Genomic DNA, 26,153 nt, shown 5'->3' on the forward strand with positions numbered 1-26,153 from the left:
CCAGAAAGATGGGTATTCACTTTGAATTGGATACGCCTTAGTAACGATATTTGGAATGATTATGAGCAAGAAACTTCAACTTGATATTATTTCTGACGTAATGTGCCCGTGGTGCGTAGTCGGTTACAAAAACTTAGAGCTAGCCGTTGCGGAACTTGGTTTAGAAGACCAGATTGAACTTGAATGGCAGCCGTTTGAGCTTAACCCTGACATGCCGCAAGAGGGCGAAAACCTGCGTGCCCATATCATGAGAAAATACGGTTCTAGCGCAGAAGAGAGCCAACGTTCACGAGAACAGCTTTCGGCTCGCGGCCAAGCGGTTGGTTTCGATTTCAATTTCTATGACAGTATGAGAATGGTCAATTCACGTCATCTACATGTACTTCTCGATTTTGCACTAGCGCACGGCAAACAGACTGAGTTAAAGCTACGCTTCTTTGCTGCTCACTTCACAGAGCAAAAAGACCTGTCCGATCTTGAAGTCATTGCACAAGAGCTTGAAGCGGTTGGCTTAGACTCAACGAAGGCACTGAAGCGCCTAAAGAACACCGACAACTTGAAGCAAATTGAAGCGCAAGAGTTTGAATGGCAACGCATGGGGATCTCTGCGGTTCCTACTGTGGTGTTCAACCGTAAGAGTGCAGTAACGGGCGCGCAGACGGTAGAAACCTACAAGCAGATTCTTCAAGAGCTTATTGCTGAATCATAAACGGATCATTGCTATCAATTAGAGTCTGAATTTCATGGAATCACTGTCACTCGCTCAAGCGCAAAAACTGGTATTGCTTTCGCAAAAGCTGCCGCCTAAGAAGTTGCCACCTAAAAAGCAACGCAATGGGGGCGCTTTGGCGAACACGTTGTCTGCGATTGAAAACCTTGGCTATGTGCAAATTGATACCATCTCTGTGATTCAACGAGCTCACCATCATACGTTGTGGAATCGAAATCAAGACTACCAACTGAACCATCTTGATAAGCTGTTAGAGCGTCGAGAAGTATTTGAGTATTGGTCGCATGCCGCCGCGTATTTACCCATGCGTGACTTCCGATTCAGCCTACACCGCAAGAATGGTTTTGCGAGCGGTAAGCTCAAGCATTGGTATAAAAAGGATGACGCACTGATGGCTCATGTTCTCAAACGTATTGAGAATGAAGGGCCGTTGATGGCGAAAGATTTTGAAGGGGATAGGCCAAACCCCGGCGGTTGGGGCGGTAAACCGGCCAAGCAAGCATTAGAAACATTGTTCATGCAAGGCGACTTAATGGTGCCAAGCCGAGTTAACTTTCATAAGGTGTATGACCTAACCGAGCGAGTTTTACCGAGCGGAATTGATACCTCTGAGCCGACAGAACAAGAGTACATCGAGCATCTGATAACACGTTATTTAGAGGCTAACGGAGTTGGAATAGCGTCGGAAATGAGCTACCTACTCAAGAACACAAAGCCTTTGATTCAGAGAGCACTCCAACAGATGCTTGAAGATAAGCAGGTTCTGAAAGTAGAGATTCAAGGCTCTGATTACTATGTCCTGCCAGGTGCTTTTGAACTGCTGAATCAACCTCTTTCCAGAACCAAGCTTAAGATACTGTCTCCGTTTGATAACCTGCTGATTCAACGAAAGCGAATGCAATCATTGTTCAACTTTGATTACCTCCTAGAATGCTATGTTCCAGAGGCCAAGCGTCAGTTTGGTTATTTTAGCTTACCGATTCTGTGGCAAGGTGAGCTGGTGGCACGAATGGATTGCAAGGTCGACAGGAAGAGTGGTTTGCTCAATATCCGTAACTTGGTTGTGGAAGAGCGAATTAAAAACCATGAGTTGTTGGTTCATGCTTTATGCGATGAACTAAAACACTTCATGGTGTTCAACCAATGTGATGAGATGATCGTCCATAACACCACGCCCTCTGATCTTGGCAAGCGCTTGATGAGCCAATGGCAAACAGTCTAGCGGTCTTTGTTGTTTAGAAAGCGCTTAGTTACTCAGCAAACGCAGCTAACAAGAACTCGACAAAGGTTCTGTTCTTCAACGACAGTTGCTTGGTTTTGTAGAGCAAGTGAATCGGCTTTGGTAACGGCGCCATGCCGGGTAGGATTTCCAACAGCGCTCCACGATCAATCTCTTCTGCGACTAAGATAGTCGGTTGCAACAACACGCCCACACCCTGCAGGGCGGCATACCGCAACACATCACCATTATTCGACATCAAGCGCACACGTTCTTTATTCGGTGTGGCGTGAGGGGCTTGGCTGCTGTAACTGAATCCAAGCGATGGGTGCTGCGCCAAGTCTTCCAATACTCTGATTTCAGCATGTTGGTTTAGGTAAGCGGGCGCCGCGCAGTAACACATCTCATAATCCCCTAAATACCTTGCGACCAAGCTTGAATCGGATAGGTCACCAATTCGCACAATCAGGTCAATGTCAGATGAATAAGGATCAACAAGGTCATTATTCAACATCAGCTCAACGTTAATGGTTGGGTGATGCGCGAGAAACTTAGCTACGATAGGGGCGAGTACCTTGTTTCCATAGGTGACAGGGCAGTTTATTTTTACCGTGCCTTGTGGTTGATTTTCCAAGGTTTGAATCAGGTTCTCTGCATTGCTGATGTCTTCGAGAATTCGCTTACACTCACGATAGTAAAGTTGTCCTGAATCGGTTAACGATTGCTTACGCGTGGTGCGGTGGATCAGCTGAGACTTCAAACTGGCTTCTAAGGAATGGACATGTTTGCTTATCATAGTCGCCGACAGGTTGAAGTGGTTTGCGGCGCTGCGAAAGCTACCTTGTTCCACCACATAGACGAAGACTTTCATGCTAGTTAACTTATCCATTGAACACTTTTGGTTGATAAACAATAAACAAAACGTGAGTTTATCAATTATTAGGGGTTAATTATATTAATGGCAAACCGATAATTAACTAAAATAAGAGCGTGCAATGCCTCAAACGAATGAAACTATCTTTGTTACTGCCGAACTTAAGATCAAAACCAACATAGAACGAGCAGCTGCGCTCGAAGCTATCGAACAGTTTTGTTTAGACATGCAAAGCGAACCGGGCTGCCTACAAGCAATTGCAACCTATGATCAAAGCCAAAGCGATCGTGTGATCTTGCTTGAGCAATACGTAAACCGCGAGGCGATCAATCAGCACTTTGTGATGCCTCATACCCAAGTGTTTATTGAGCGTGATATTACCGAGTTGGTTCAAGCATTCGAAACGCAACGTGGGCCTATCAAAGCACAAGAGCAGGAGATCTAAGACATGAAATGGGGAATCCTAGGAACCAGCTTTATCTCAGGCGTAATGGCGGATGCGATTAAAGGCGATGCTCAAAGTGAGCTGTATGCTGTTGCTGGACGCACAGAGAAAACACTCAATGAGTTTGCTGCCCAATACCAGCCAACACGAACCTTCAACAACTATGAAGCCTTGATTGAAGATGAGTCGGTCGACATTATCTACATTGCTCTACCAAACCACGTTCATCATGAGTATGTGATTAAAGCGGCTCAAAAAGGCAAAGCGATCTTGTGTGAGAAGTCTTTGTCGGTAGATATGGAAAAAACCGAGCAAGCTTTACTAGCCGTGAAAGAAGCGGGCGTATTCTTTGCTGAAGGTTTGATGTATTTAAACCATCCACTTATCACCAAGCTTCATCAAGAACTGGCAACTGGTGAGATTGGCGAAGTGCGTTCAATTCAAGGTTCCTACGTTGCGGCGATTGATCAGTTCGTGAATCCTGCGAGCAAAGGCGCGCTATACAACCTTGGCTGTTACCCAATGTCGCTGATTCACTCTGTTGCGCAGCAGCAATTTGGTGAGAGCGTGTTCGATGACGTGCAGATCTCAGCAATCGGTCGACGAGGCGAAGATGGCAATATCTGTGAATCGTCGGCGATGATGCATTTCAACGACCGTTTTACCGCACAAATCCACACTGCTGAAGACCACGGTTTAAAGCATGGTTTTACGATCCTAGGCAGCAAAGGCTGTATCACGCTAGATACTAATCCATGGCTACCGACGGCAGAAAACACGTTTACGGTAGAGATCTATGAAACGTCGACACGTGAAGTGAAAGTCGAAGCGCAAGGTGATGGTTTCCATTATCAAGTGCGCAATATCCGCCAAGCGGTTGAGCAAGGTGATACACAACTTGCTGCGCCAATGGCAACCCACCAAGACTCTCGCGTAATCATGAAGTTATTAACTGATTGGGAACAAGCGGCGAGCTAATGTTTTAGTAAATTCTATACTCGTCTCATGTTTGATCGCCTCGTAAGCTATCAAACATGAGGCGTTTCCTCTATATCTTCCAGTCGACTCTCCCCAATAAATACTTTGCATTTGAAACCGCCACAGTGTCCAATATCAGGTAGTACGAAACTGACCGAAAAACCTTATTTTTTAAGGTGTTAAATAGGACCTTTGCCGCATGCGTAAATCAGATAAGAAAATCGAGAATCAAATCAGAGACGTGTTAACTGACGTTTGTGAAGACACGCTGAAAGGCTTCGATGGTTTTTTGTGGGTGACTCACTCGGTCAACTTTTCCTCTTTTCCGCAAAGTTTGAAAATTGTCTGTGTATTCGATACCAATCAGGATAGAACGAACTTCTTAAGTGGCGAAGGTCAACAGAGTGTCTCAGGGGCTATTCAACAAGCGTTCAATCAAGTTGGAATTCAACTGAAGAATATCGATAAGCATGTTAGCTACGATACGCAAGAAAATTGCGATCGCGACCATCAAGGGAAGTGGAACAAGAGGCTTTAAGGAGCGTTGTCATCGTTCTTGTTTAGACAGCCTATCCAAATTGAGTTTCAATAGTGTGGCGCTCAAACTGAGATTCGATACAGCAAATCCAAGTCCTATTCTGAGTTCTAGGCTCTGATAACTTCTCATCTTCCAAACCGTATTATTCTCATTTTGAGAAAATCTGAGCTGATTTCTCGTTAGCCGGAGATACTTGGTTTCCAAATAAAATTAAAATCACAAAAACTTATATTTTCCTTAATGCATTGATTTTGAATCGGCATTTGCTCGTTTTACTTGCCACCGATGAAACAAGACAGACGAGCACTTGAACAATAGAGCCATGTAGTCGATACTTTTTTCGTATTTTGATTCCTAAATTGACACGTAAGTTGGCTGACTTTTCGTTTTGTGATTTAAGGCATGACAGTATCGATTAGGAAATTTGAATCATGAAAACCTACATTTCTGGGCTGCTCGCACTCATACCGTCATGTTTAATCGCTGGTTACGCTTTTGCTGTTGGTACAGCGGTTGTGCTGCCAGGGCAACATGAAGTTGGTGTTGATCTTTTGGGCTCCCCACTATCTACGAATGCCGTCATTGATTGGGAAATTTCCAACAGTGATATTGTGTTCGGAGCTTATGCCGACAAAGCCGACAATGAGCGGGCCACGACAATTGGTTATATGTACAACCAAGTCATGGCGATGAACTCGGGTTGGTTGGAGAACGATCTCCGTAACCAAGCTGAGTTAGAAGGCCTCAATTTCGAAGACTATTTCCTGCACTTTTCTGAAGATACTGTCATTGCCGAAGTTGATAAAACTCATGGCGAAAAGACCCTTTTAAACCGAAAACCTATGATCTTGGGTTATACAGCCAGTGAAGACCATGCTGGTTTTTGGTTGTATCAAGAGCCTCCGTGGGATGCCGATGTGTTTGAGAATTTCGAACAGGGTGGGGCTTTGTATGTCTATCATGCTGAACAGTTCGAACGGCTGACCTTTAAGTTCTCACAGTTTGCTGGCAGCGGTGAATTTTGGATTGAATACCCAACTGCTATTGATTCTCAGGGTAGGGTTTCACAATGGGAAAGGCTTGATGTAAAGAAAGACAAAACGCTCAATATGACCAAAAACCAATCGGTGATCTGGAACCTTCCGGATAACTGGTTAAGAGCTACAACTCATGATGGGAGCGGTGCGAGTTATGGCGGCGGCCAGTATTTTGGTTCAACCTTTTTGAGAGATGGTGGGCGCTTATACGTTGTGAGAGTTCGTTGGCAAAGTGAGAATGCCGACGACAGGCCGCGTTTAAAAGAAGTAAAACTCAAAAACAGTTTTCCAACCGTCAAGTTAACCGATGCTCCGACTTCAACCCCGGACAGCAATGCTATCAGCCAATGGCGAAAAATCCGTGGTTTTGATGTGTCTGCAGATCTAGATGGTGATAACTACTTGTCGCCAAGCGAGTATCGAAATCGAACCAATAAGAACGCGACAGCACGTTTTCGTTGGGAATCAAGAGTGGTGCCATTTGGTCGAATGTGGAGCGCTAACTCATCTTGGTCGCTAACGAACGTCGCAAACGCGGATTATCTATCTGCTATTCATCGCTACTACAAGCAAAGCTGGGCAAGACAAGGTTTGAATGGTGCGTACAACGACGACACAAATAAACTCATTGGCTCGAACCAGTTCTATGTTCACTCTGGCGGGCATGTTCAAGAGTTAGGAGCTGTTGCGGGTTCGAATCAAGCGGATGATCTCTACAAGCAACAATTTTCAGCGTTTCTCAAAAATCTTTCTGCTTTAGAAAGTGATGCGTCGATTGGGTTGAATATCGGAACCGCGAACTTACTGGGTCGAAATGGACAGTCTCATCTTAGCGAGGCGGGCTCTCTGTATTTACGCGAGCACTACATTTTTCCGTCTACTGGGTTTAGTGGTTACTCGGGGATCTCAAAATTCTGGGATAATTCTGCGCTCGCCTACAATGGGCAAAGTGTTATTTTTCAGGCGACAACGCGTTATGGGCGAGTTCAGTATCTTGGAAATAGTGAAGATAATTGGAAGCAAGACCAATACTCGACCCTAGCGATCTACCACCTCAATCGACACGCTCAACATAGCTACTTTAATCAGTGGAACAATGGTTACGTCTATGGAAGTGGCAATACGACGGCTGACACTTTCTGGCAAAGTGGTGTCCCTAAAAACATCGCCTACCAACCCAGTTCGTTATTGGCCGTTGACTTGGGAGAGCCGAGTCATCAAATCCCATATGGCTTTGCGCCGATTCCTTTGATGCTTTCGACAACGACACCTCAGCCTGCTGACTACACCATCGTTGGCGATTCCTCGATGAACGAAATGGTGCATGCTGATCTGCCCAATGGTATCACTCACGTTCTACCGACGTTTACGTACTTTATGTATCAATCTGAAAATCAGGTGGTCGCTGGTGGCCCTGAGGACATGGTGTTAGCGAGAGAGTTCAGCAATGGTCGTGTGTTGTATCGCACGGATTTCCACGGCAAGAATCCGAGCTTTTATGACGCGGCAAAACTCACCATTACGCTGGATGTTCCAATGAAACCTGTTGATGCTAACGGTAACGTTGGTGACTATGTGAGTGAAATCGAAATTGGCGGTTATGAAGGGCTGTTCTTACTTTATTAGAACCAATGTGAGTGAGTACTCTCGAACCAGAGCAGACTTGAGCTTAGGTTCGGAATATGAGCTTATTCTTTTTACACTGCTTAAACTCTTTGGCGATCCACGATTGCTCGTTTAAACCATTGTCGATTAAAGCAAAAAGGTAGCCATCGACTTTGCTTGAAGCCGCAGGATATTCTTGAAAAGCGTGCTTAGGGTAGCCGGGGTAATCTGTCTCGTATTGAGCGTCTAACTGCTTACCGAGTTGACGCCATTTTACGAATAACTCAGAAGAAGATGTCTCAACCTTATATTGGCCTAAAATGCGTTGGTGGTGGGTTAACGCCACTTTAGCGCAGTGATTGGTCTGTACGACTTTTTGTATCAACTCAACTTGTTCTTCACTCATGGCTTTCGCCAGTACATTCTCTTGTTCGATACGCGCCATTCGCTCACCAAACGTTTCAGCATGGATGGGAAACATAAAAGTAAGCGGTAAAGCCAATACCAAAAGACGCTTGTAGAACATAACCAAACTCGTTAGAAGGATTCGCGGCTATTATGCCGCCCGCCGCCAATATTATTAATGAATATAAACGCTTAATTGTAAGAATTATTTTTGTCGAGTAGATAAATAGATGATTTTGGAGTGGTGGTATTCAGGCTCTGAATGTTTGGTTATTTTACGAAGCGACACCGATAACAGAATCAACCCAATATCTAACCATCTTGATTATAAATGTTGGATATCAATCGAGTGGTAGGAAAAACCGATTGCTTTAGCGGCGTTCAACAAAGCTTGTTGAGTCTTGAATACCCTGGGTTGCATTTTTCTGTCGGATTCAAGAAAGCTGTTTACTCCCCACTTATGACTTTTGACCATTAAGTAATAACCATTAGCTCCAGGGGACACGACACCAATTGCTGCTTTCAGGTCGCCACGACTGAAATGTTTTTTGAACTCACGTAATACCATATCAACATCCTTATTCGATGATAAAAAAAGGGAGCGCATTGCTCCCTAGTTAGTGCTTTTCTTAATGTTTACAAGAATGCGCGGTATGGCAGTTCTGGGTCATTTGTGAAGATGTCTGCAAAGCCACGGAAGTGCTGGTAGTGCATGCGGCCTTTATCTGTTGGGTATGTGTATTTACCACCAACTTGCCAGAAGAAAGGTGCGAAGCCGTATTGAAGACGTTCTTTCTTCATGTTCCACAGCATTTCGATTTCACGCGGGTCATTTTGGAAGTTAGCCCAAATGTCGTGGTGGAACGGAACAACTACTTCACAGTTCAAAGACTCAGCAGCACGAAGAATGTCTGAAGATGTCATTTTGTCTGTTACGCCACGTGGGTTCTCACCGTAAGAAAGCAGTGCAACGTCGATCTTGTGGTCATTACCGTGTTTAGCATAGTAGTTTGAGTAGTGAGAATCACCAGAGTGGTAAACTGAACCGCCTGTTGTTTTTACTAGGTAGTTCACTGCACGGTCGTCCATTCCGTCTAGAATTTCTTTGTCTAGGGAAGATGTTCCTTCAGGAAGTGTCACTAGAGCTGTACGGTCGAATGCGTCAAGAACCTTGATGTTCACGTCTTTGATTTTGATCTCGTCGCCAACTTTAGCAATAACACACCGATCTTCTGGCACACCCCATTTCATCCATAAATCAACACACGCTTTAGGGCCAATGAATTTAACGTGGTCGCCGCAGTTTTGTAGAACTGCCGCTGCAACGTTGATATCAATGTGGTCGCCGTGGTCATGAGATGCCATAACTGCATCGATCTCTTTGATAGCGAAAGGGTCCAATGGGAAGATCGCGGTACGTAGGTTTGGTTGAAGTGCTTCCACACCGCCCATACGCATCATTTGGTGCTGGTTTTTCATTTTTTGAACGGCTTGTGTTTTTTTACCAGTACCACACCAGAAGTCCATTGATAGGTTTGCACCTTCTTCTGATTTTAGCCAAATACCTGTACAACCCAGCCACCACATAGAAAACGTACCCGGTTGCACAACTGTTTGTTCAATCTCTTCATTTAACCATGTGCCCCACTCAGGGAATGTATTTAGGATCCAAGACTCGCGAGTGATTTCGTTTACATTGCTCATGATAATACCTTTTATTTCAATAATTTGATTAATTTTGGATGTAGGGAGCCGAGCGCCTTAATTTGGATTAAGGCACTGAGCTAAATTTATTATTATTGGTGGGCTAGTTAGCCCTGCGATTTAAACTAGGATGACTTGCGTCCCTTGAGCTTCAATCAGTTTTACGACTTCGGGATTGGCGTCTTTACCGGTGATGACGATGTCTATTTGCTTGGTGCTGCAAAAGAGCATTCCGGTACGTTGTCCAACTTTTGAGCTATCGACCACGACGACAAGCTTATCGACCTGTTCGAGCATTTGTTGTTCGGCTACGGCCGTTAACATGTCGGCTTTGTACAGCCCGGCATCGGTTAAGCCTTTACCTGAGGTGAACATCCAGTTTCCCGCATAGCCGCCTAATGAATTAGGGGCAGGGTTTAGAAAGATGTTCTGCGCTTTGTTGTATTGACCACCAATGATGATGACATCGTCATGATCTTCGTTGATCAAGTAGCTTGCGAGTGGGAAGTAGTTCGTTACGATCTGAACATCTTCCCCACATAACTGTTGTCCAAGTAGGAACGCAGTAGAACCACAGTTGATAACGACTGTATCGCCAGCCTCGCAAAGTCCAGCTGCTGCTTGTGCAATCTCTGATTTCTCTTCATAGAACTCAGTGCTGTTGATATTCAGTGGTGACCACTTTCTCTTCTGAGTTTCTACTCGTTCCGCACCATTTCGAATTTTTCTAAGTCGGCCAACTTCATCTAACTTAGCGATATCGCGCCTAGCAGTAGCAGGAGAAACGCTAAATTTATCAATAATATGAGAGACGTTGATTGTCTGCATATCTTCTAACAGCGACAAGATGCCGTTATGTCTTTGTACTTCATTCATATTTATCACTCTTTTTGTCGTTGTGACAATTTAATGATTACTTTTGATTTGTTTTGATTCTAATAATCACCATCATGATTGTCAAACCACATCGCTATAAAAACCAGACATTAATCACAATGTTTTATAAGTGGTTGATTTTATTGTATTTATAATTTTTACGTGTGATCTAAAGCTCAATTAAGCACATTCTGGGTATGGTTAATTGATATAAATCAAAGTAATCACAAGTGAGCATTGAATGATTACTTTTGATTGGTAAAGTCTAGTTCGTGAGCAAAACTAGAATCATCACATCCTACAAATCATTAAAATTAAAAATCAATCAGGGGTAAAGATATGGAATTCTTATACGATATTTTCTATATTTTTTACAGTCAGGTAATGACCAAAGCACCGTTGCTACTCGGTCTTGTTACTTGTCTCGGCTACATCCTTCTAAAACGTGACGCAACAACTGTTATCTCCGGCTCTATTAAAACCATCGTTGGTTTCATGATAGTGCAGGTAGGTGCAGGAACATTGGTAGCGGGTTTTAAACCGGTTATTGAAAAAATGAGTGAAATACATGGATTAACGGGATCGGTAATTGACCCGTACACCTCCATGATGTCCACCATGGAAACCATGGGCGACAACTACTCTTGGGTTGGGTATGCAGTATTACTGGCTCTTGGGCTAAACATTCTACTTGTTGCCTTCCGACGTATTACGGGTATCAGAACCATCATGCTGACTGGGCATATCATGTTCCAGCAAGCTGGCCTCATTGCTGTTTTCTACTTCGTGCTTGGTGCAGGTATGTGGGAAACCATTATTTATTCAGCAATATTGATGGCGTTGTACTGGGGTATCTCCTCAAACATCATGTTCAAGCCGACTCAAGAAGTCACTGGTGGTGCGGGTTTCTCGATTGGTCACCAACAACAGTTTGCTTCATGGGTAGCCACCAAGGTTGCACCGAAGCTTGGCGACAAGAACGACAGTGTTGACCACATCAAACTGCCTAAGTGGTTACACATTTTCCACGACAGTATCGCTGCAACAACGTTAGTAATGACTGGCTTCTTCGGCATTATTCTTCTTTCGTTCGGTCTTGATAACCTTCAGGACATGGCAGGTAAAACGCACTGGTTTATCTACATTTTTGAAACTGGTTTGAAATTCGCTGTTGCCATTCAAGTCATCGTTACTGGTGTTCGCATGTTCGTTGCGGAACTGTCCGAGGCATTTAACGGTATTTCTCAACGCCTTATTCCTAACGCTGTTTTAGCAATCGATTGTGCTGCTATTTACGCCTACTCTCCTAACGCAATGGTATTTGGTTTCATGTGGGGCGCAGTGGGTCAATTCACCGCTGTTCTTGCAATGCTAGCGTTTGACGCACCAATCATGATCATTCCTGGCTTTATCCCAATGTTCTTCTCGAACGCCACTATCGGTGTGTTTGCTAACCACTTTGGTGGCTGGAAAGCGGTGATGAAGATCTGTTTCGTGATGGGCATCATCGAAGTGGTTGGCTCTGCGTGGGCAATCCATATCTTCGCTCAATCAGGTACTGAGTTTAATGGCTGGATGGGCATGGCTGACTGGGCTCTGGTATTCCCACCAATCATGCAAGGTATCTCAAGCTCTAGCATGTTCTTCTTTGTGATTTTGGCTTTGGCTGGCATCTACATGTACTTCGCTTCTAAGCAACTACGAGCTGAAGAAGACGCAGAAGCTGCTGCTGAAACAATGACCGCAGTAACGCCTGAAGGTATTGAGGTTGAAGTCGCGGTTCCACAACAATCGACAGCAACCGCTGAAGCACCATCTGTTTCAACAACGGCAGCTTCTACAACATCAGAAACTCGAATCTCACCAGCCGCTGACCAGAAACCGGTTCGTGTCTTAGTGTGCTGTGGCTCAGGACAAGGTTCTTCAATGATGTGCTCTAAGAAAATCAAAGAGTATTTGGACAAGAAAGGCATCCCAAGCTCGACCTTTAACAGCGCCATCACTGATTACAAATCACACCTTGGTTCATTCGACATCATCGTTACTTCGGTTGCTCTTGCAGCGAAGATCACGGGTCTGCCGGAAGGTAAGCAACAGTTAGCGGTTAAGAACATGATTATGGTGAAAACTTTCGGCGACGAACTTGTTTCCATCATCGAGAACAACTTCCATAAATAATTAAAAACGGCTCAGTGGTGTCGCACTGCTGAGCCAATAAAAACAATTATATAAGTGAGCAATAACATGAACTTAAAAGAATCTCTTATCAAGAATAACTCTATCCTACTGAACGCAAAAGCAGCTGACTGGAAAGCGGCGATCAAGCTTGGGACTGATGCATTGGTGAAAGCGGGTATTGCAGAAGAGCGTTACTACGACGCGATTACCAAAGCGATTGGTGAAGAAGGCCCTTATATCTGTATTCACGATGCGTTCGCACTGCCACATTGCCGCCCTGAAGACGGTGTTATTCGTACTGGGTTTGCGCTAACCGTGCTTGAAACGCCAATTACGTTTGAAGGTGTTGATGAGCCTGTAGATGTGCTGATAACACTAGCGGGTAAGGACTCAGAAGAGCACATCGAAGGCACCATGCAAGTGGCGAACTTGATTGAATTCGATGAAGACTTCTCAAAACTTCGCGCGTGCAAAAGCCCAGAAGAAGTGGCGCGTTTAATTGATGCTGCATTGCTTCAAGCGGAAGCGGCGTAAGGAGGCAACGATGTCTAAATATAGCCAATTGAAACAACGTGTTTTAGAAGCCAATTTGCAACTTCCGAAATACGGTTTGGTGACATTTACTTGGGGTAATGTCTCTGAGTTTGACCGTGTTAACGGAGTGATAGCGATTAAACCATCAGGTGTCGAATACAGTGATATGACGGCTGAAGACATGGTGGTCGTCGATCTCGAAGGCAAGGTTGTTGAAGGGAAACTCAATCCTTCAAGCGATACCGCAACGCACTTAGAGCTCTATAAAGCTTTCCCTGAAGTGAGTGGCATTGTTCACACGCATTCACGCAGTGCCACCATTTGGGCACAAGCGGGTATCGACATCCCAGCCTTAGGCACCACTCACGCTGATTATTTCTACGGTGACATCCCATGTACACGTCGATTGTCTCACTCTGAAATTTCTGAAGAGTACGAGAAAAATACTGGCTTGGTGATTATTGAAGAGTTCAAGCAACGTCGAATCGATCCAATGGCCGTTCCAAGTGTGATTGTTGCAGGACATGCGCCGTTCTCTTGGGGCAAAGATGCCAACGACGCCGTTCATAACGCGGTGGTATTAGAAGAAGTGTCGGCAATGGCGTTGGCAACGCGCACCTTGAATAGCGGCATCAAAATTCAGCCAGAACTATCCGACAAACACTACTCACGTAAGCACGGTGAAAATGCTTATTACGGCCAACAGTAAATCGGATTTCGTTTAAGTAAGTCGTTTCTATTCGAAGTAGCTTCAATATTGATTAGGCCCGACTTCAGGGAATAAGTAGAGGACTCTATGTATAAAGTGCTGGCGTTAGATCTCGATGGAACCGTGTTAAAGGATGATCACACGATTCATCCAGAAGTAAAAAAGGCGATTCAAGAAGCCAAACAAAGTTGTCACGTCATGATTGTTACTGGCCGACACCACACAGCAGCACGACCTTACTATTACGAATTGGGGCTAGATACTCCAATCATCTGCTGTAACGGCACTTATGTTTATGACTATCAAACTGAAACGGTATTGACTCAAAACGCCATAGAGAAAGATAAGGCACTTACTTTCATTAACATGGCTGACGAGTTTCAGCTCAAGATGGTGATGTATATAACTCATGCCATGACGTACTCACAGTACAACCCATTTGCCTACATGTTGGCATTGGAAAGCTGGGCTGAAACGGCACCAGAGCAACATCGCCCACAAATTTACCAAGTGGAATCATTCATAGAAACAGCTCAACAAGCTGAACACGTTTGGAAGTTTGTGGTAGAGGGGAGCCAAGATTCCGTCGACCGTTTAATGCAACACCCATGGATAGGAGAGAACTTCAACGGTGAGCGTTCTTGGTCAAACCGAATCGACTTTGCTGCAAAAGGTAACAGTAAGGGCCTACGCCTTGCTGAATACATCGCAGAACTCGGTTATCACGCCGATGACGTCATTGCCGTCGGTGATAACCACAACGACATATCCATGATTAAGTACGCCGGATTCGGTATAGCGATGCTCAATGCTGATGACATCGTCAAATCACACGTTCAACGCGTGTGCTCAACAGATAACAACCATGATGGCTTAGCCCGTCTAATACGTGAACAAATTAAAGGATAACAACATGACTAAACCAATGATTCAGATCGCCCTAGACCAAACAAATCTTCCTGCCGCAATTGAAGTGGCAAACAACGTTGAAAGCTTTGTTGATGTGATTGAAGTGGGCACTATTTTGGCTTTTGCTGAAGGGATGACAGCGGTTTCTACCCTTCGTAAAAACCACCCAGACCATATCCTTGTGTGCGATATGAAAACCACCGATGGCGGCGCAATTTTGGCTCGAATGGCATTCGAAGCGGGTGCTGATTGGATAACCGTTTCTGCGGCTGCACACATCGCAACCATTGGTGCGTGTAAGAAAGTCGCTGACGAATTTAACGGTGAAATACAAATCGAAATTTACGGCAATTGGACAATGGACGATGCTCAATCTTGGGTCGACCTAGGTATCTCTCAAGCTATCTATCACCGTTCTCGTGACGCTGAATTAGCTGGTGTGGGCTGGACTGAAGAAGATCTTGTGAAGATGCGTGCATTGTCTGAAATGGGCATCGAGCTTTCTATCACAGGTGGCATCGTGCCTGAAGACCTTTACCTATTTGAAGGCATTAAAGCGAAAACCTTTATTGCAGGTCGCGCACTTGCGGGTGAAAAAGGTAAAGAAACAGCAGAAGCACTAAAAGCTCAGATCGACCGTTACTGGAATTAGGAGGCGTTATGTACCAAAACTTATTACGCCACCGAGTAGGGCTTTATGAGAAGGCCCTACCTAACGAACTCAGCTGGGAAGACAAACTGGCAACAACCAAAGAGCTCGGCTTTGATTTTCTTGAGATATCGGTAGATGAATCAGACGAGCGCCGTAGCCGTTTGGATTGGAATGACGATGAAGTGTATGTCTTACGTCGCCTGTGTGAAAAGCATGGTGTAGCGCTGCAATCCATGTGTTTAAGCGCGCATCGCAAGTTCCCATTTGGATCTGCAGATCCGGTGATTCGTGAACAAGCGGCTATCCATATGGAAAAAGCGATCTCACTCGCTTACAAATTGGGTATTCGTACCATCCAATTGGCTGGGTATGACGTTTACTACGAGCCTGCGGATAAGGTGACTCACCAGAGGTTCATTGAAGGCATGAAGCTTTCTGCGCAGTTGGCGGAAAGGTCGGGCGTTATGCTCGCTGTGGAGATCATGGATACCGATTACTTGAACTCTTTGAGCAAGTTTGAAGTGCTGAGTCGTGAAGTCAATTCACCGTATTTCACGGCGTATCCAGATGTGGGTAATATCTCCGGTTGGAATTACGACATAGTGACGGAACTAAAGTTGAGCAAGCCTCATATCACTCAGATCCACCTCAAAGACACTTATAAAGTGACTGACGAATACAAAGGTCAATTTCGAGACTTAGTGATTGGTGATGGTGAAGTCGACTTTAATGCCATTTTTGAAACATTGAAAGAAACGGAGTGTGTCGTACCACTCGTGATTGAGATGTGGGCTCAAGATGAGCGTTGGAAAGAGAATATTCTGACGGCACAAAAGCGTTTGAACGAGGTATGTGTGCAAACGGGTGTTCCGATGTTGTTTGACCACTAGCTCTACTTAGAATGATTAACCCGTTTCTCTTTGCGTTCTCAATGCTCCTAACGAAAAGAGAAAATGCAGCATATTGCCCCCCAATATGCTGCATTTTTATATCAACATGTCGCTCTAAACTGTTGAAGCTGAGGTTATGTCAATTTCGAAATAGTGGCTGTTCTTAAACAGCAATAGTCACATGATCACGGCCTACTTCAGCCATCTTAATTAGGTAGTCCGTATGGTATTTCTTCTTGATGACGATTTGGCTACCGATTTCAGCAACAATCTTCACGACCTCTAACGCATCAGAAGGATGCAATGAAGAATCTTTTGAAATTTCGATATTAACGCCCAAATTTGCCAGTTTCATAATGTCGCTAGAGTGCATGATAATATCCAATATATTTTATTATGGTGGACTATATCATCATCGATTAATTCAACGCCACTCTGCTAAGCCCAAAGTTTTGAACGATGCCCTCAAACTATGATTTCAATATGCAAGTAGTGAAATTTGATCGCAAACTGATACCATGGTCTTTCTTATGGGATTATGCCAACTTTGGCGGGGATGTTGTTGTTCAGTCTCGTGTGAAGAAATGAACAGTCAACTTGATAGGTTTTATCTATAACAAAGATAAATAGAAACGATTATGTTTATTTTTAATGCCGACCTATTCTTTATCCACACTAATTCAATGGTTTAAATGCTGGGTCTACTTAAATTTACGGTGTCACAACGATTGTGCACATTTACCCTCTAAGGAATCGATCATGAGTAAAAAACTAACTACAGCAGCAGGTTGTCCTGTCGCTCATAACCAGAATGTTCAAACGGCGGGCAAACGTGGTCCACAACTTCTTCAAGACGTTTGGTTTTTGGAGAAATTGGCCCATTTTGATCGTGAAGTGATTCCAGAGCGTCGTATGCACGCGAAAGGCTCAGGTGCTTACGGCACATTTACCGTTACACACGACATCACAAAATACACCAAGGCAAAATTGTTCTCTGAAATAGGTAAAAAAACCGACTTGTTTGCACGTTTCACAACAGTTGCGGGTGAGCGCGGTGCTGCCGATGCTGAACGTGATATTCGTGGCTTTGCATTGAAGTTTTATACTGAAGAAGGCAACTGGGATATGGTGGGTAACAACACGCCAGTATTCTTCCTTCGTGATCCTCTTAAGTTCCCAGACTTAAACCACGCCGTGAAACGTGACCCTCGCACTAACATGCGCAGCGCGAAGAACAACTGGGATTTCTGGACTTCTTTACCTGAAGCACTTCACCAAATTACTATCGTGATGAGTGATCGCGGTATCCCTGCGACTTACCGCCACATGCATGGTTTCGGCAGTCACACGTTCAGCTTCATCAATGCTGACAACGAACGTTTCTGGGTTAAATTCCACTTCAAATCTCAGCAAGGTATTAAGAACTTGTCTGACGAAGAAGCGGCACAAGTGATCGGTGATGATCGTGAAAGCCACCAACGCGATTTGCTAGACAGCATCGATAATCAAGATTTCCCGAAATGGACGTTGAAAGTTCAAATTATGCCAGAAGCTGATGCGGCAACGGTTCCTTACAACCCATTCGACTTAACTAAGATTTGGCCTCACGCTGATTACCCATTAATTGAAGTGGGCGAATTTGAGCTAAACCGTAACCCACAAAACTTCTTCGCTGAAGTTGAGCAGTCAGCATTCAACCCGGCGAACGTGGTTCCAGGTATCAGCTTCTCGCCAGACAAGATGCTACAAGGCCGTCTGTTTGCTTACGGCGATGCACAACGTTACCGTTTGGGTGTTAACCATCAGCACATTCCAGTGAATGCTCCTCGTTGCCCAGTACACAGCTACCACCGTGATGGCGCGATGCGTGTCGATGGTAACTTCGGTGGCACACTAGGTTATGAGCCAAACAACGAAGGTCAGTGGGCAGAGCAGCCAGATTTCGCTGAACCAGCACTGAACCTAGATGGCGCAGCAGCACACTGGGATCACCGCGAAGATGAAGATTACTTCTCGCAACCGGGTGACTTGTTCCGCCTAATGACACCAGAGAAGCAAGCGATTCTGTTTGATAACACTGCTCGTAACCTAGGCGGCGTACCAAAAGAGATTCAATTGCGTCACCTAAGACACTGTTACAAAGCCGACCCTGCATACGGTGAAGGCATTGGTAAACTGCTTGAAATCGATGTGAGCGAATTTAAGTCGTAATCAATCATCTTGATTTGTTAATTGAAAGGCCGTTGAGTGAACTACTCGATGGCCTTTTTTGATCTCGCTGAGTATCAAGCAACCCTAAATCATTGAAAAATTAAACAATCCACATTGATAGTTTTTACCTATCGAATTGATAAATCTATCCCATTATCTTTGTAAGAGTGATGGGATTATTCTACGACTATCAGTTTATAAAGTAGAAGAGTTTGAGATGAATAAGAGCGCATTAATCGTTGAAGGTGGAGCAATGAGAGGTATTTTTGCTGCTGGAGTTTTAGACGCCTTCATGCAAGACGATTTCCGTCCTTATGATTTTGCCATCGGCGTATCTGCAGGTGTGTCGAATCTGGTTGGCTACTTATCTCATGCACCAAAACGCAGTTATGATGTGATCACCACGATGGCGACGGATAAAACTTTCTTTAATCCTGCTCGCTTTGCCAAAGGCGGTAACTTGGTAGATGTTAAATGGTTATGGAACGAATCCAATCAACGTTATCCGCTCGATTGTGGTGAGTTGTTTTCAAGTATCCCACTCATAGCAGCTGTCACAAATGTCGATACGGGTAGTGCAGACTACTATCATATCAAGCCAGAAAACCTTTCTAATGTGGTTGAAGCAACAACAGCTTTACCTATAGCTTACCGCGAAACACCGTGTTTCTCGGGTGGTTGTTATACCGATGGTGGTGTAGCGGATTCGATTCCGGTTCGCGAAGCATACCGTCGCGGCGCACGAGACATTACGGTGATTCTTTCTCATCCTCTTAGCTACCGAATGAAACCGCAGAGGTATCAGTGGATGCTGAAAAAGCTGTTAAAGAAATTCCCAAATATTGCTGAGTCGATGGCGGTACGTGCTGAAAACTACAACCAGTCTCTGGAGTTCATTCGTAACCCACCCAAAGATGCGACTATTAAAGTGATAGCGCCACCTGAAGCCTTCGCGGTTAAGCGTTTAACTATGGATCAAAGTACTCTTAATACAGGTTACGAGATGGGCGTCAAAGCCGGTGAAGAGCACCTTGCTATTAGAAAAGGCGTTTATGGTTTAGACACTGAAGATTGTCATTTCTGCGTCTAGGAACGGTTTTAGAATACTGAATAAACGACGAAGCCACGCTGTTCACTTCAGAATAGCGTGGCTTTGTATCTGTAGACCTAGTTTGTTTTTAACTCAGCCTGCTGTTAACTCAATCTGTTATTAAACGAGTTCGTTGCCGCTGGTGTTGCCAGCAAAGAAAGCATCAACACTGGTGAGTGTTGTGTTCGCGATATTGAACAGAGCATCTTTGGTTAAAAAAGCTTGGTGACCTGTGAACAGCACGTTGTGACAAGCAGATAGACGGCGGAACACATCATCGACAATCACGTCATTTGATTTGTCTTGGAAGAACAGCTCTTTCTCGTTGTCATACACATCAAGACCAAGTGCGCCAATCTTACTCTGTTTAAGCGCTTCGATAGCAGCTGTGGAATCCAGTAGTTCACCACGGCTGGTGTTGACAATCATCACGCCGTCTTTCATCTTCTCAAACGCAGTCGCATCTAATAGGTGGTAGTTCTCTTTACTCATTGGGCAGTGTAGAGAAATCACATCAGACTCTTGGTAAAGTTCGTCGAGTTTAACGTATTTAGCGCCTAACTCAACAGCTAACGGGTTTGGATATGGGTCGTAGCATAGGATATTCATGCCTAAACCTTTCAGAATTCGCATCGTCGCCAGGCCAATCTTACCCGAGCCAATCACACCGACCGTTTTACCGTGGAAGTTAAAGCCTACCAAGCCTTCAAGAGAGAAGTTCGCATCACGAGTACGTTGGTATGCCTTGTGTAGTTTACGGTTCAAACACATCATCATGCCGACTGTGTGTTCTGCTACTGATTCTGGTGAGTAAGCCGGAACGCGAACCACTTGCAGCCCAAACTCTTTGGCTGCGTCTAGGTCTACTTTATCAAAGCCCGCACAGCGCATCGCGATCAGCTTGGTGCCGCCTTGAGCAAGAATCTCTAACACGTCTCGCGATAGGTCGTCGTTTACAAACGCACAAACCACTTCGTTGTCGTACGCCATTTTTGCTGTTGTTGTGGTGAGTCGAAAATCGTGAAAATGAAACTCAGCGTTGAGTTCGCCTTTTGCCAGTTCGAATGATTTTTCGTCGTATGATTTTGAGCTAAAAAAAGCAATGTTGAGCATGGCTTCCTCTCTTACCTAAAATATAAATAACCCACTGATTCATTCTCTGAAACGGGATTAAAACAAGGGCATGTTGACCTTTCGCGGTTAAGTTTTGTTCGAGATAAAATCGTTTTAATCGCGACGAGAGGTTTGCCGCCTAGTCATTCTAAGCAAAACCCTCTCAACAAAGAGTAAAACGATTTTAGCCGAACCCTTCGGGCAGTGTTTGTGGTTCCTTTCTACAGCGTTATCGAATTCTCATGTAGGCGAGCTACACGTCGAATTCTCTGCCTTGTATAAATAACCCACAAACGGCTGCAAAAATCAGCTCGATAGGTCAACATGCCCTACAACTCTGTTCAGTGTGCTAGAGTTTTTTTCTCTTGTCTATCGCCATTAGTCTTTGTAATTGCTATGGTTATTTGATCTTTTGTCTTCACTTATTGAACATTAAAAATCACATTACGAGGTTGCTTGCTTATAAGTTCATCAATACTGAATGAATCTTACTTTTGGGTGTGGAACGTTGAATTTTCCAGTGTGACGGAATACGTAAATGACTCATATAAAACCTCTTCTCTAACTGTTCTTTGAAAGTTGTGCTTCTGTCTAACGAGTGGCGGTTGTTATTTACCAGTAGTTCTCACTGCTGAATTGACCGGGTTTTCTGCGTAAGTGCTTTTCGAAACCTAAGCTAGTTAGCGCTTCGCTTGTGTCACGAACCATTTGCGGATTGCCGCAAAGGTAGAAAAAACTGCGGGCTTGATTGAAAGCGACAGACGCGGCTTGCTCGAGGTCGCCTCCAAGTAACAAATTTGGGATTCGTCCGCGCAAAGTTCCGGTAACTGATTCTCTAGAAATAATTGGCACATATTTAAGTCTCCCTTGAAAGTGATTAACGAGTTGAGTGATACGATCTCGATAAGTCAGGTCTTGCTCTGTTCTTACAGCATGCACTAGAACCAGATTCTTGAATGAAGAGGCTTTGTCTGAAGCCAACTCATTTTGCTGTATCTGCATGCTCTCAAGTATTGAGATAAATGGGCCTACCGCGGTTCCGGTTGAAAGCATCCATAGATCGTCGGCGATCTCTGGGATCTCATCTAATGTCATAAAGCCACTTGGGTCTTTCCCGACAAAGATGTCATCACCAGCTTGCAATTCGTGAAGTTGAGGCGAGAGCTGACCGTTCTGATCCTTAATAATCAAAAACTCTAGATGCTGATGTCCTTGCTCATGCTCTGGTGCATTCACCATAGAATAAGCGCGTCTCACAAACTCACCTTCGTTATTGAGCAAGCCAAGCTTAGTAAACTGACCTGCCTGATAAGAAGAGACAGGTGCACTAACCTGGAGTGAGAACAATTGATCTGTCCATTCTGTTTTGTTTAGGACTTTGCCTGTAACTAAACCATGAGGAATATCTGTCATATCATCCACCTTTAAGAAGAGAAGTTATCTCATTAAGGATACTCAACTATTTACACTTTAGAGTTGCATGTACCACGCCAATAATGAGAATGCTTATCAATACTGATTGGAGGTTAATTATTGGGTCGAATGTTGTCAAAAAGACAATATACTATTTGATTCCAAATGACTCGTGCATGTGTTTTGGTTTCGTTTTAATAGACTTTAGCTGGTTGAACATCGTTAACATAGGTTGAGTGGTTTGACCCCTTGGATATTCAATCAATTACTGAAGAGAATAATTTATAGATGCGTATAATGGCGGCTTTCGATCTCAATATAGCCGTGTTTTATGCTTGATAATCTTCGTATGGCCTTGAACGTGTTGTTCGTGACCATCAATACTGCAATGACTGCGTTTACCGTAAGCTTCTTTGGCCTCATTAAACTAATTCTTCCAATCCCTGTTGTGCAGAAGTCATGTACTCGTCTCGCTAACTTCACATTCTGGTGTTGGGCTTCTCTTAATTTATGGATGTTGAACGCCAATAACGATATCGAATGGCAAGTGGAAGGGGGGGAAGATATTTCGACCAAGCAGTGGTATTTGATGATGTCTAACCACCTAAGCTGGGCAGATATTGTGATTTTGTCTTCAATCCTAAAAGACAAAATGCCGATGACGAAGTACTTCTTGAAACATGAATTGTTGTACGTACCATTTGTTGGCTTGGCCTGCTGGGGCTTAGATATGCCATTCATGAGACGCCACTCTCGTGAGTTCCTATTACGCAACCCAGAACGCCGTAATGATGATTTTAATGCAATCAATAAAGCGTGTACTAAGTTCAAATTAGCACCGACAACATTGGTTAATTTTGTTGAAGGGACTCGTGCAAACCACGAGAAACTGGCGTCAGCAAAGACCCCTTATCGCCACTTATTGAAGCCGAAAACTGGGGGCGTGGCATTTGCTTTATCTGCAATGGGCCCAATTTTGGATGGCATCGTGGATGTGACCTTAGCTTACCCTGAAAACCAAACCTCTCCGTTTGAAGATATGCTGAAGGGCAAAATGACTAAGGTCGTTGTGCGTATTAAATTGCATCCAATGGATGAGAACGTGAACGGTAATTACTTTGAAGATAAGGCTTTTAAACGTCGCTTCCACAATTGGTTGAACAGCACGTGGAAAGAGAAAGACGTCTACCTTGATACGGTTTATGGGGTTGATAAGCCTTCTGAGGTAGAGACAGTTGACGAGCCTGATGTGGCTTATAAGAAACAAGAACAGTAAGCTAAAACCGAATCGATAGCATTAATAAAGCCGATAGCTCATTGAACTATCGGCTTTTTTATTGAATTGGCTGTATCAGAGGTAAACGATAGAGTTAGTACTTACTATAATCTAGTGGCATTAGAATCAATGCTACATGCAGAACATGTGAGGGCTAAATCGCTTGGTAAGCATCAATGATGTGCTTCACTTCGCTAGGCTTACCTTGCTTCTCTTGTCCTTGATGGATACGTAAGTAGTGCTGCAATGTTTTGGCTTTGTATTGCTGTGATACCTTCATTTGCTCATCACAACTTGGTGTCCAGATCTTGTCGCCGACGCTTGATATCTTGTTAACGTTTTGGCTCTTTTCAGCATCACCTTGGGTATTGCTGACCAATAAAATTTCGTAATAACGACGGTTTTCTTCAATTAACACTTCATCAATAAGACCGAACTTGAGCGCTTTTAAATGGCTTCTTAGCTCGAATTGTTGATGCACAGGGCAAAGTAAGAAATCGATCGCTGTGTTTGGGTGTTGATGATGAATATCATCGACGAGCTTCTGAGTGAGAGCGCCACCGACGCCCGCAATAATAACCAGGTGTTTACCAGTATGTTTCTGGAGCGGAATAGCGGCGACATCCATGCAGTAAACTTGCCATTGGCTGGTAACCGTTTGTTGGTCTGAATTATCTTGGGGAAAGTAACGAGTTAGCTTGTCTTCCAGTTCATTCATCAGAGACGGAACAATATCGACAAAGTTAATCAGAGGCGCTTTGTTGTCTGACAACAGTTGAACGCCCAAGAAGCCGTGATCACAGCAACAATCCCAAATGTGTTGGTAGTCATTGCTGACAAGGGAGTGGAGAGTTTGCAGTCGGTTACTTAGCTTCATAAGGTTCGTGTCGTTAGAAAGGGAATATTGTCGTATCGAAGGCGCATTGTAATGACTTTCCATAAAAACAAAAGCACCTAGGGTGTGAATCCTAGGTGCTTTGTGTGCACATACGAATCTGCGGCGTGTTATGAAGCTTGCGCGACAGCCCTTATATGTCCTTCCACTCGGTTCTTTCCGAGCTGTTGAGCGATGAGTTTCGCCTGTTCTGCAAGCGCTAAAGCCGAATCTGTTTCACCTTCTATTTGCGAGAATCCGACGCTGACACCTAATGATAACGTGATATCTGGCGTGGCAACGGCTTGCTCACTAACTCCAATTCGACATTGGTCCAGCTGGAATTTTGCATCCTTCACATCATTTGCTTTGAACAATACAGCGAACTCCTTGCCTCCAATACGTGCTAGACAAAGCCCTTTAGGTTTAGGGAAGTATGAGCGTATCGCTTCTGCTGTCAGCTTGATCATCTTGTCACCCACAGCTTCACCATAAGCACGGTTCACGTGGTCAAAATTATCGATATCGAGTAGAGCTATATAGGTTTCAGGCTGGTTGGCGTAGTTTTCCAGTGCAATATTAAAGCTACTTTTGTTGTCTAATTGCGTCATCAAGTCCTTGCTACTCAACTGGTGCTGAAGCAGTAAGTTGGACAGTGAGACTTCCGTGTAATCTCTGATCATACGCAGAATACTCTGGCTGATCGGTAAGTTTGCGTTTACGTACAACACTGCGATCAACTGCTTACGAGAGTGCAAAGGAATACAGTAATGGCGTTGGTGTATTTTGAGTTTACACGCTAATGGGTCTGCGTACTTTCCGCTTCGGTAAGCCATGGTGTCTGGTGTAAATCGTTCTGCAAGGGCCTTGTCACAATGTACCGTTGATTTGTTTCCGTGATAGTCGATGGTACTGAATGCGTGGTTTTCAGGCTGATAGAGACAGAATTGAATGCCTTTTTGGTAAGTAAAGCTAGCCAGTATGGATTTCAACTCTCGTTTAAAGCTTACGAGATCATCGACCTTATTCAGTTGAGACAAAGATACGTTCAAGCGATAAGACAAATAGTTTGCCCCAACCCACAACAGAATCAGAGAACCAAGTACGACACCAGTTAATGTGAATTGATATGAGCTGGTTAGGATATCATGACGATCGGTACCTGCGATGAACACCCAGTTCAAGCTATTGTCAGCGTCAAATACCGATATTTTGAAGTTATCTTGATAGTAGTATTCGTGTTTACCGACGGTTTCGCCTTGCGAGAGTTGGTGGCTTATTCCAGCGTGGTAGCTGATAGATTTAGAGCCGATACGTTTCGGATTAGGGTGAAAGACAAGTCGTTCTGTTGCTCGATCAACCACAAACACATAGCCGTGATTAAGCGTTTTTAAGTCTCTTAACCCTTGGGTTGTGTGCAATAGATCAAACTCAATCCATATCTCTTCGTTCAATCTTTCTGCTGTATGTTTCACCGCGAACACCCAACGACCATCGGGCTTTTGATAAATAGAAGAGATATAAAAATCCTCCACAACACTGTCTATTGGGTTCCATTTGATGGAGCCAACTTGTTCGTTGGAAAGAGGTAAGCCACGACTTGATATATATTGTTGGGTTTGAGGTTGGTATCGAACGATATCAGAGAAGTTAGGTGTTCTTTTTAGAATGTTATCACTCAGTTCTCTGAATTTTCGGTCACCGATTGGAGCCGTTTGAGGTAAGCCTAGACTGGTTTCTAAAAAATAGAGCTTGCCAAATGTGGCTTCGATGTTGGAACGAATCGTGGAGCTTGCGATTCGAATATTTGATGATGATTGTTCGGTTGCTGCTGTTTCTACTTTTTCAAGCTGAGCGACAGCAAGATAGAGCATCCCTCCAGTTAATAAAATA

25 protein-coding genes and 1 pseudogene are annotated in these 26,153 nt (G+C 44.2%); 15 read left to right on the top strand and 11 right to left on the bottom strand.

The genetic code is table 11. The annotated features are described in order from the left end of the window. Positions 1-61: 61 nt before the first annotated feature. Both AB6E51_RS06040 and AB6E51_RS06045 read left to right on the top strand, forming a co-directional pair. The gene (locus AB6E51_RS06040; protein WP_017060931.1) at positions 62-709 is read left to right on the top strand and encodes a DsbA family oxidoreductase; all 648 of its coding nucleotides are present in this window, start codon (positions 62-64) and stop codon (positions 707-709) included. Positions 710-743: 34 nt separating this feature from the next. Next, positions 744-1,952 (top strand): winged helix-turn-helix domain-containing protein, encoded by a 1,209-nt coding sequence (locus tag AB6E51_RS06045; protein ID WP_372057855.1) that lies wholly within the window; start codon positions 744-746, stop codon positions 1,950-1,952. A 28-nt stretch (positions 1,953-1,980) separates the two neighbouring features. Here AB6E51_RS06045 and AB6E51_RS06050 read toward each other — a convergent pair whose 3' ends face one another. Beyond that, positions 1,981-2,838: a LysR substrate-binding domain-containing protein gene (locus tag AB6E51_RS06050; protein ID WP_017069718.1), complete on the bottom strand. Its 858-nt coding sequence runs from the start codon at positions 2,836-2,838 to the stop codon at positions 1,981-1,983. Positions 2,839-2,944: 106 nt separating this feature from the next. Between AB6E51_RS06050 and AB6E51_RS06055 the strand changes: the two genes are divergently transcribed. The 4 genes from AB6E51_RS06055 (at position 2,945) to AB6E51_RS06070 (ending at position 7,447) form a co-directional block, all read left to right on the top strand. Further along, a complete protein-coding gene (locus AB6E51_RS06055) occupies positions 2,945-3,268 on the top strand; it encodes a putative quinol monooxygenase (protein ID WP_372057854.1) in 324 nt (107 codons plus the stop codon). A gap of 3 nt (positions 3,269-3,271) precedes the next feature. Then, positions 3,272-4,246: a Gfo/Idh/MocA family protein gene (locus tag AB6E51_RS06060; RefSeq protein WP_229648087.1), complete on the top strand. Its 975-nt coding sequence runs from the start codon at positions 3,272-3,274 to the stop codon at positions 4,244-4,246. Positions 4,247-4,445: 199 nt separating this feature from the next. After that, on the top strand, positions 4,446-4,784 hold the full coding sequence (locus AB6E51_RS06065; protein ID WP_017060926.1) for a hypothetical protein: 339 nt from the start codon (positions 4,446-4,448) through the stop codon (positions 4,782-4,784). A gap of 431 nt (positions 4,785-5,215) precedes the next feature. Further along, entirely contained in the window at positions 5,216-7,447 is a 2,232-nt protein-coding gene (locus tag AB6E51_RS06070) for a hypothetical protein (RefSeq protein ID WP_372057852.1), read from the top strand. A gap of 43 nt (positions 7,448-7,490) precedes the next feature. Here the strand turns inward: AB6E51_RS06070 and AB6E51_RS06075 are convergent, their stop codons facing one another. The 4 genes from AB6E51_RS06075 to ulaR form a co-directional block, all read right to left on the bottom strand. Beyond that, positions 7,491-7,952, bottom strand: coding sequence for a hypothetical protein (locus AB6E51_RS06075; RefSeq protein WP_372057850.1), 462 nt, complete (start codon positions 7,950-7,952; stop codon positions 7,491-7,493). Positions 7,953-8,156: 204 nt separating this feature from the next. Continuing rightward, a complete protein-coding gene (locus tag AB6E51_RS06080) occupies positions 8,157-8,399 on the bottom strand; it encodes a hypothetical protein (protein WP_017064006.1) in 243 nt (80 codons plus the stop codon). Positions 8,400-8,467: 68 nt separating this feature from the next. Next, a complete protein-coding gene (gene ulaG / locus AB6E51_RS06085; protein ID WP_372057849.1) occupies positions 8,468-9,535 on the bottom strand; it encodes an L-ascorbate 6-phosphate lactonase in 1,068 nt (355 codons plus the stop codon). Positions 9,536-9,655: 120 nt separating this feature from the next. Further along, positions 9,656-10,411 carry an HTH-type transcriptional regulator UlaR gene (gene ulaR / locus AB6E51_RS06090; protein ID WP_372057847.1) on the bottom strand — a complete coding sequence of 252 codons (756 nt, stop codon included), beginning with the start codon at positions 10,409-10,411 and terminating at the stop codon, positions 9,656-9,658. Positions 10,412-10,750: 339 nt separating this feature from the next. On the opposite strand from ulaR, the gene AB6E51_RS06095 reads away from it, so the two are divergent. From AB6E51_RS06095 to AB6E51_RS06120, 6 genes are all read left to right on the top strand, one after another. Beyond that, a complete protein-coding gene (locus tag AB6E51_RS06095; protein WP_017060920.1) occupies positions 10,751-12,589 on the top strand; it encodes a PTS ascorbate-specific subunit IIBC in 1,839 nt (612 codons plus the stop codon). 66 nt (positions 12,590-12,655) lie between these two features. Further along, a complete protein-coding gene (locus AB6E51_RS06100; protein WP_017064004.1) occupies positions 12,656-13,123 on the top strand; it encodes a PTS sugar transporter subunit IIA in 468 nt (155 codons plus the stop codon). A gap of 10 nt (positions 13,124-13,133) precedes the next feature. Then, positions 13,134-13,832 (top strand): L-ribulose-5-phosphate 4-epimerase, encoded by a 699-nt coding sequence (locus tag AB6E51_RS06105; protein ID WP_372057845.1) that lies wholly within the window; start codon positions 13,134-13,136, stop codon positions 13,830-13,832. 87 nt (positions 13,833-13,919) lie between these two features. After that, positions 13,920-14,741, top strand: a complete 822-nt coding sequence (locus AB6E51_RS06110) for a pyridoxal phosphatase (protein WP_372057844.1) — start codon at positions 13,920-13,922, stop codon at positions 14,739-14,741. 4 nt (positions 14,742-14,745) lie between these two features. Continuing rightward, on the top strand, positions 14,746-15,393 hold the full coding sequence (locus tag AB6E51_RS06115) for a 3-keto-L-gulonate-6-phosphate decarboxylase UlaD (RefSeq protein WP_017064001.1): 648 nt from the start codon (positions 14,746-14,748) through the stop codon (positions 15,391-15,393). A gap of 8 nt (positions 15,394-15,401) precedes the next feature. Then, complete coding sequence (locus AB6E51_RS06120) at positions 15,402-16,283, top strand: L-ribulose-5-phosphate 3-epimerase (RefSeq protein WP_017064000.1); 882 nt, start codon at positions 15,402-15,404, stop codon at positions 16,281-16,283. A 163-nt stretch (positions 16,284-16,446) separates the two neighbouring features. Here AB6E51_RS06120 and AB6E51_RS06125 read toward each other — a convergent pair whose 3' ends face one another. Beyond that, on the bottom strand, positions 16,447-16,656 hold the full coding sequence (locus tag AB6E51_RS06125) for a hypothetical protein (RefSeq protein ID WP_065583766.1): 210 nt from the start codon (positions 16,654-16,656) through the stop codon (positions 16,447-16,449). 386 nt (positions 16,657-17,042) lie between these two features. Here AB6E51_RS06125 and AB6E51_RS06130 point away from each other — a divergent pair, with 386 nt between their 5' ends. Beyond that, a complete protein-coding gene (locus tag AB6E51_RS06130) occupies positions 17,043-18,494 on the top strand; it encodes a catalase (RefSeq protein WP_372057842.1) in 1,452 nt (483 codons plus the stop codon). A 217-nt stretch (positions 18,495-18,711) separates the two neighbouring features. After that, positions 18,712-19,584, top strand: a complete 873-nt coding sequence (locus tag AB6E51_RS06135) for a patatin family protein (protein ID WP_372057840.1) — start codon at positions 18,712-18,714, stop codon at positions 19,582-19,584. A gap of 120 nt (positions 19,585-19,704) precedes the next feature. On the opposite strand, the gene AB6E51_RS06140 is transcribed toward AB6E51_RS06135, so the two are convergent. The 3 genes and pseudogenes from AB6E51_RS06140 to AB6E51_RS06150 form a co-directional block, all read right to left on the bottom strand. Further along, on the bottom strand, positions 19,705-20,697 hold the full coding sequence (locus tag AB6E51_RS06140) for a 2-hydroxyacid dehydrogenase (protein ID WP_372057839.1): 993 nt from the start codon (positions 20,695-20,697) through the stop codon (positions 19,705-19,707). 466 nt (positions 20,698-21,163) lie between these two features. Beyond that, a pseudogene (locus tag AB6E51_RS06145) lies at positions 21,164-21,244 on the bottom strand (cytoplasmic protein); the annotation flags it as partial. Between the two features lie 65 nt (positions 21,245-21,309). After that, positions 21,310-22,110, bottom strand: coding sequence for a ferredoxin--NADP reductase (locus AB6E51_RS06150; RefSeq protein ID WP_372057838.1), 801 nt, complete (start codon positions 22,108-22,110; stop codon positions 21,310-21,312). Positions 22,111-22,441: 331 nt separating this feature from the next. On the opposite strand from AB6E51_RS06150, the gene AB6E51_RS06155 reads away from it, so the two are divergent. After that, positions 22,442-23,386, top strand: a complete 945-nt coding sequence (locus AB6E51_RS06155; RefSeq protein ID WP_229648081.1) for an acyltransferase — start codon at positions 22,442-22,444, stop codon at positions 23,384-23,386. Between the two features lie 154 nt (positions 23,387-23,540). Here AB6E51_RS06155 and AB6E51_RS06160 read toward each other — a convergent pair whose 3' ends face one another. Further along, positions 23,541-24,263 (bottom strand): tRNA (adenine(22)-N(1))-methyltransferase TrmK, encoded by a 723-nt coding sequence (locus tag AB6E51_RS06160; protein ID WP_372057886.1) that lies wholly within the window; start codon positions 24,261-24,263, stop codon positions 23,541-23,543. A gap of 128 nt (positions 24,264-24,391) precedes the next feature. Further along, the gene (locus tag AB6E51_RS06165) at positions 24,392-26,134 is read right to left on the bottom strand and encodes a diguanylate cyclase domain-containing protein (RefSeq protein WP_372057836.1); all 1,743 of its coding nucleotides are present in this window, start codon (positions 26,132-26,134) and stop codon (positions 24,392-24,394) included. Positions 26,135-26,153 lie beyond the last annotated feature (19 nt).

The organism is Vibrio sp. 10N.247.311.47 (assembly GCF_041467535.1).
Taxonomy (GTDB): Bacteria; Pseudomonadota; Gammaproteobacteria; order Enterobacterales; family Vibrionaceae; genus Vibrio; species Vibrio crassostreae_C.

Coding starts and splice junctions, on each gene's coding strand:
- AB6E51_RS06115 (WP_017064001.1), top strand. CDS start 14,746: ATGACTAAACCAATGATTCAGATCGCCCTAGACCAAACAAATCTTCCT.
- AB6E51_RS06130 (WP_372057842.1), top strand. CDS start 17,043: ATGAGTAAAAAACTAACTACAGCAGCAGGTTGTCCTGTCGCTCATAAC.
- AB6E51_RS06150 (WP_372057838.1), bottom strand. CDS start 22,110: ATGACAGATATTCCTCATGGTTTAGTTACAGGCAAAGTCCTAAACAAA.
- AB6E51_RS06095 (WP_017060920.1), top strand. CDS start 10,751: ATGGAATTCTTATACGATATTTTCTATATTTTTTACAGTCAGGTAATG.
- ulaR (WP_372057847.1), bottom strand. CDS start 10,411: ATGAATGAAGTACAAAGACATAACGGCATCTTGTCGCTGTTAGAAGAT.
- ulaG (WP_372057849.1), bottom strand. CDS start 9,535: ATGAGCAATGTAAACGAAATCACTCGCGAGTCTTGGATCCTAAATACA.
- AB6E51_RS06105 (WP_372057845.1), top strand. CDS start 13,134: ATGTCTAAATATAGCCAATTGAAACAACGTGTTTTAGAAGCCAATTTG.
- AB6E51_RS06100 (WP_017064004.1), top strand. CDS start 12,656: ATGAACTTAAAAGAATCTCTTATCAAGAATAACTCTATCCTACTGAAC.
- AB6E51_RS06060 (WP_229648087.1), top strand. CDS start 3,272: ATGAAATGGGGAATCCTAGGAACCAGCTTTATCTCAGGCGTAATGGCG.
- AB6E51_RS06155 (WP_229648081.1), top strand. CDS start 22,442: ATGCTTGATAATCTTCGTATGGCCTTGAACGTGTTGTTCGTGACCATC.
- AB6E51_RS06075 (WP_372057850.1), bottom strand. CDS start 7,952: ATGTTCTACAAGCGTCTTTTGGTATTGGCTTTACCGCTTACTTTTATG.
- AB6E51_RS06055 (WP_372057854.1), top strand. CDS start 2,945: ATGCCTCAAACGAATGAAACTATCTTTGTTACTGCCGAACTTAAGATC.
- AB6E51_RS06135 (WP_372057840.1), top strand. CDS start 18,712: ATGAATAAGAGCGCATTAATCGTTGAAGGTGGAGCAATGAGAGGTATT.
- AB6E51_RS06080 (WP_017064006.1), bottom strand. CDS start 8,399: ATGGTATTACGTGAGTTCAAAAAACATTTCAGTCGTGGCGACCTGAAA.
- AB6E51_RS06125 (WP_065583766.1), bottom strand. CDS start 16,656: ATGCACTCTAGCGACATTATGAAACTGGCAAATTTGGGCGTTAATATC.
- AB6E51_RS06070 (WP_372057852.1), top strand. CDS start 5,216: ATGAAAACCTACATTTCTGGGCTGCTCGCACTCATACCGTCATGTTTA.
- AB6E51_RS06120 (WP_017064000.1), top strand. CDS start 15,402: ATGTACCAAAACTTATTACGCCACCGAGTAGGGCTTTATGAGAAGGCC.
- AB6E51_RS06040 (WP_017060931.1), top strand. CDS start 62: ATGAGCAAGAAACTTCAACTTGATATTATTTCTGACGTAATGTGCCCG.
- AB6E51_RS06050 (WP_017069718.1), bottom strand. CDS start 2,838: ATGGATAAGTTAACTAGCATGAAAGTCTTCGTCTATGTGGTGGAACAA.
- AB6E51_RS06165 (WP_372057836.1), bottom strand. CDS start 26,134: ATGCTCTATCTTGCTGTCGCTCAGCTTGAAAAAGTAGAAACAGCAGCA.
- AB6E51_RS06160 (WP_372057886.1), bottom strand. CDS start 24,263: ATGAAGCTAAGTAACCGACTGCAAACTCTCCACTCCCTTGTCAGCAAT.
- AB6E51_RS06065 (WP_017060926.1), top strand. CDS start 4,446: ATGCGTAAATCAGATAAGAAAATCGAGAATCAAATCAGAGACGTGTTA.
- AB6E51_RS06045 (WP_372057855.1), top strand. CDS start 744: ATGGAATCACTGTCACTCGCTCAAGCGCAAAAACTGGTATTGCTTTCG.
- AB6E51_RS06140 (WP_372057839.1), bottom strand. CDS start 20,697: ATGCTCAACATTGCTTTTTTTAGCTCAAAATCATACGACGAAAAATCA.
- AB6E51_RS06110 (WP_372057844.1), top strand. CDS start 13,920: ATGTATAAAGTGCTGGCGTTAGATCTCGATGGAACCGTGTTAAAGGAT.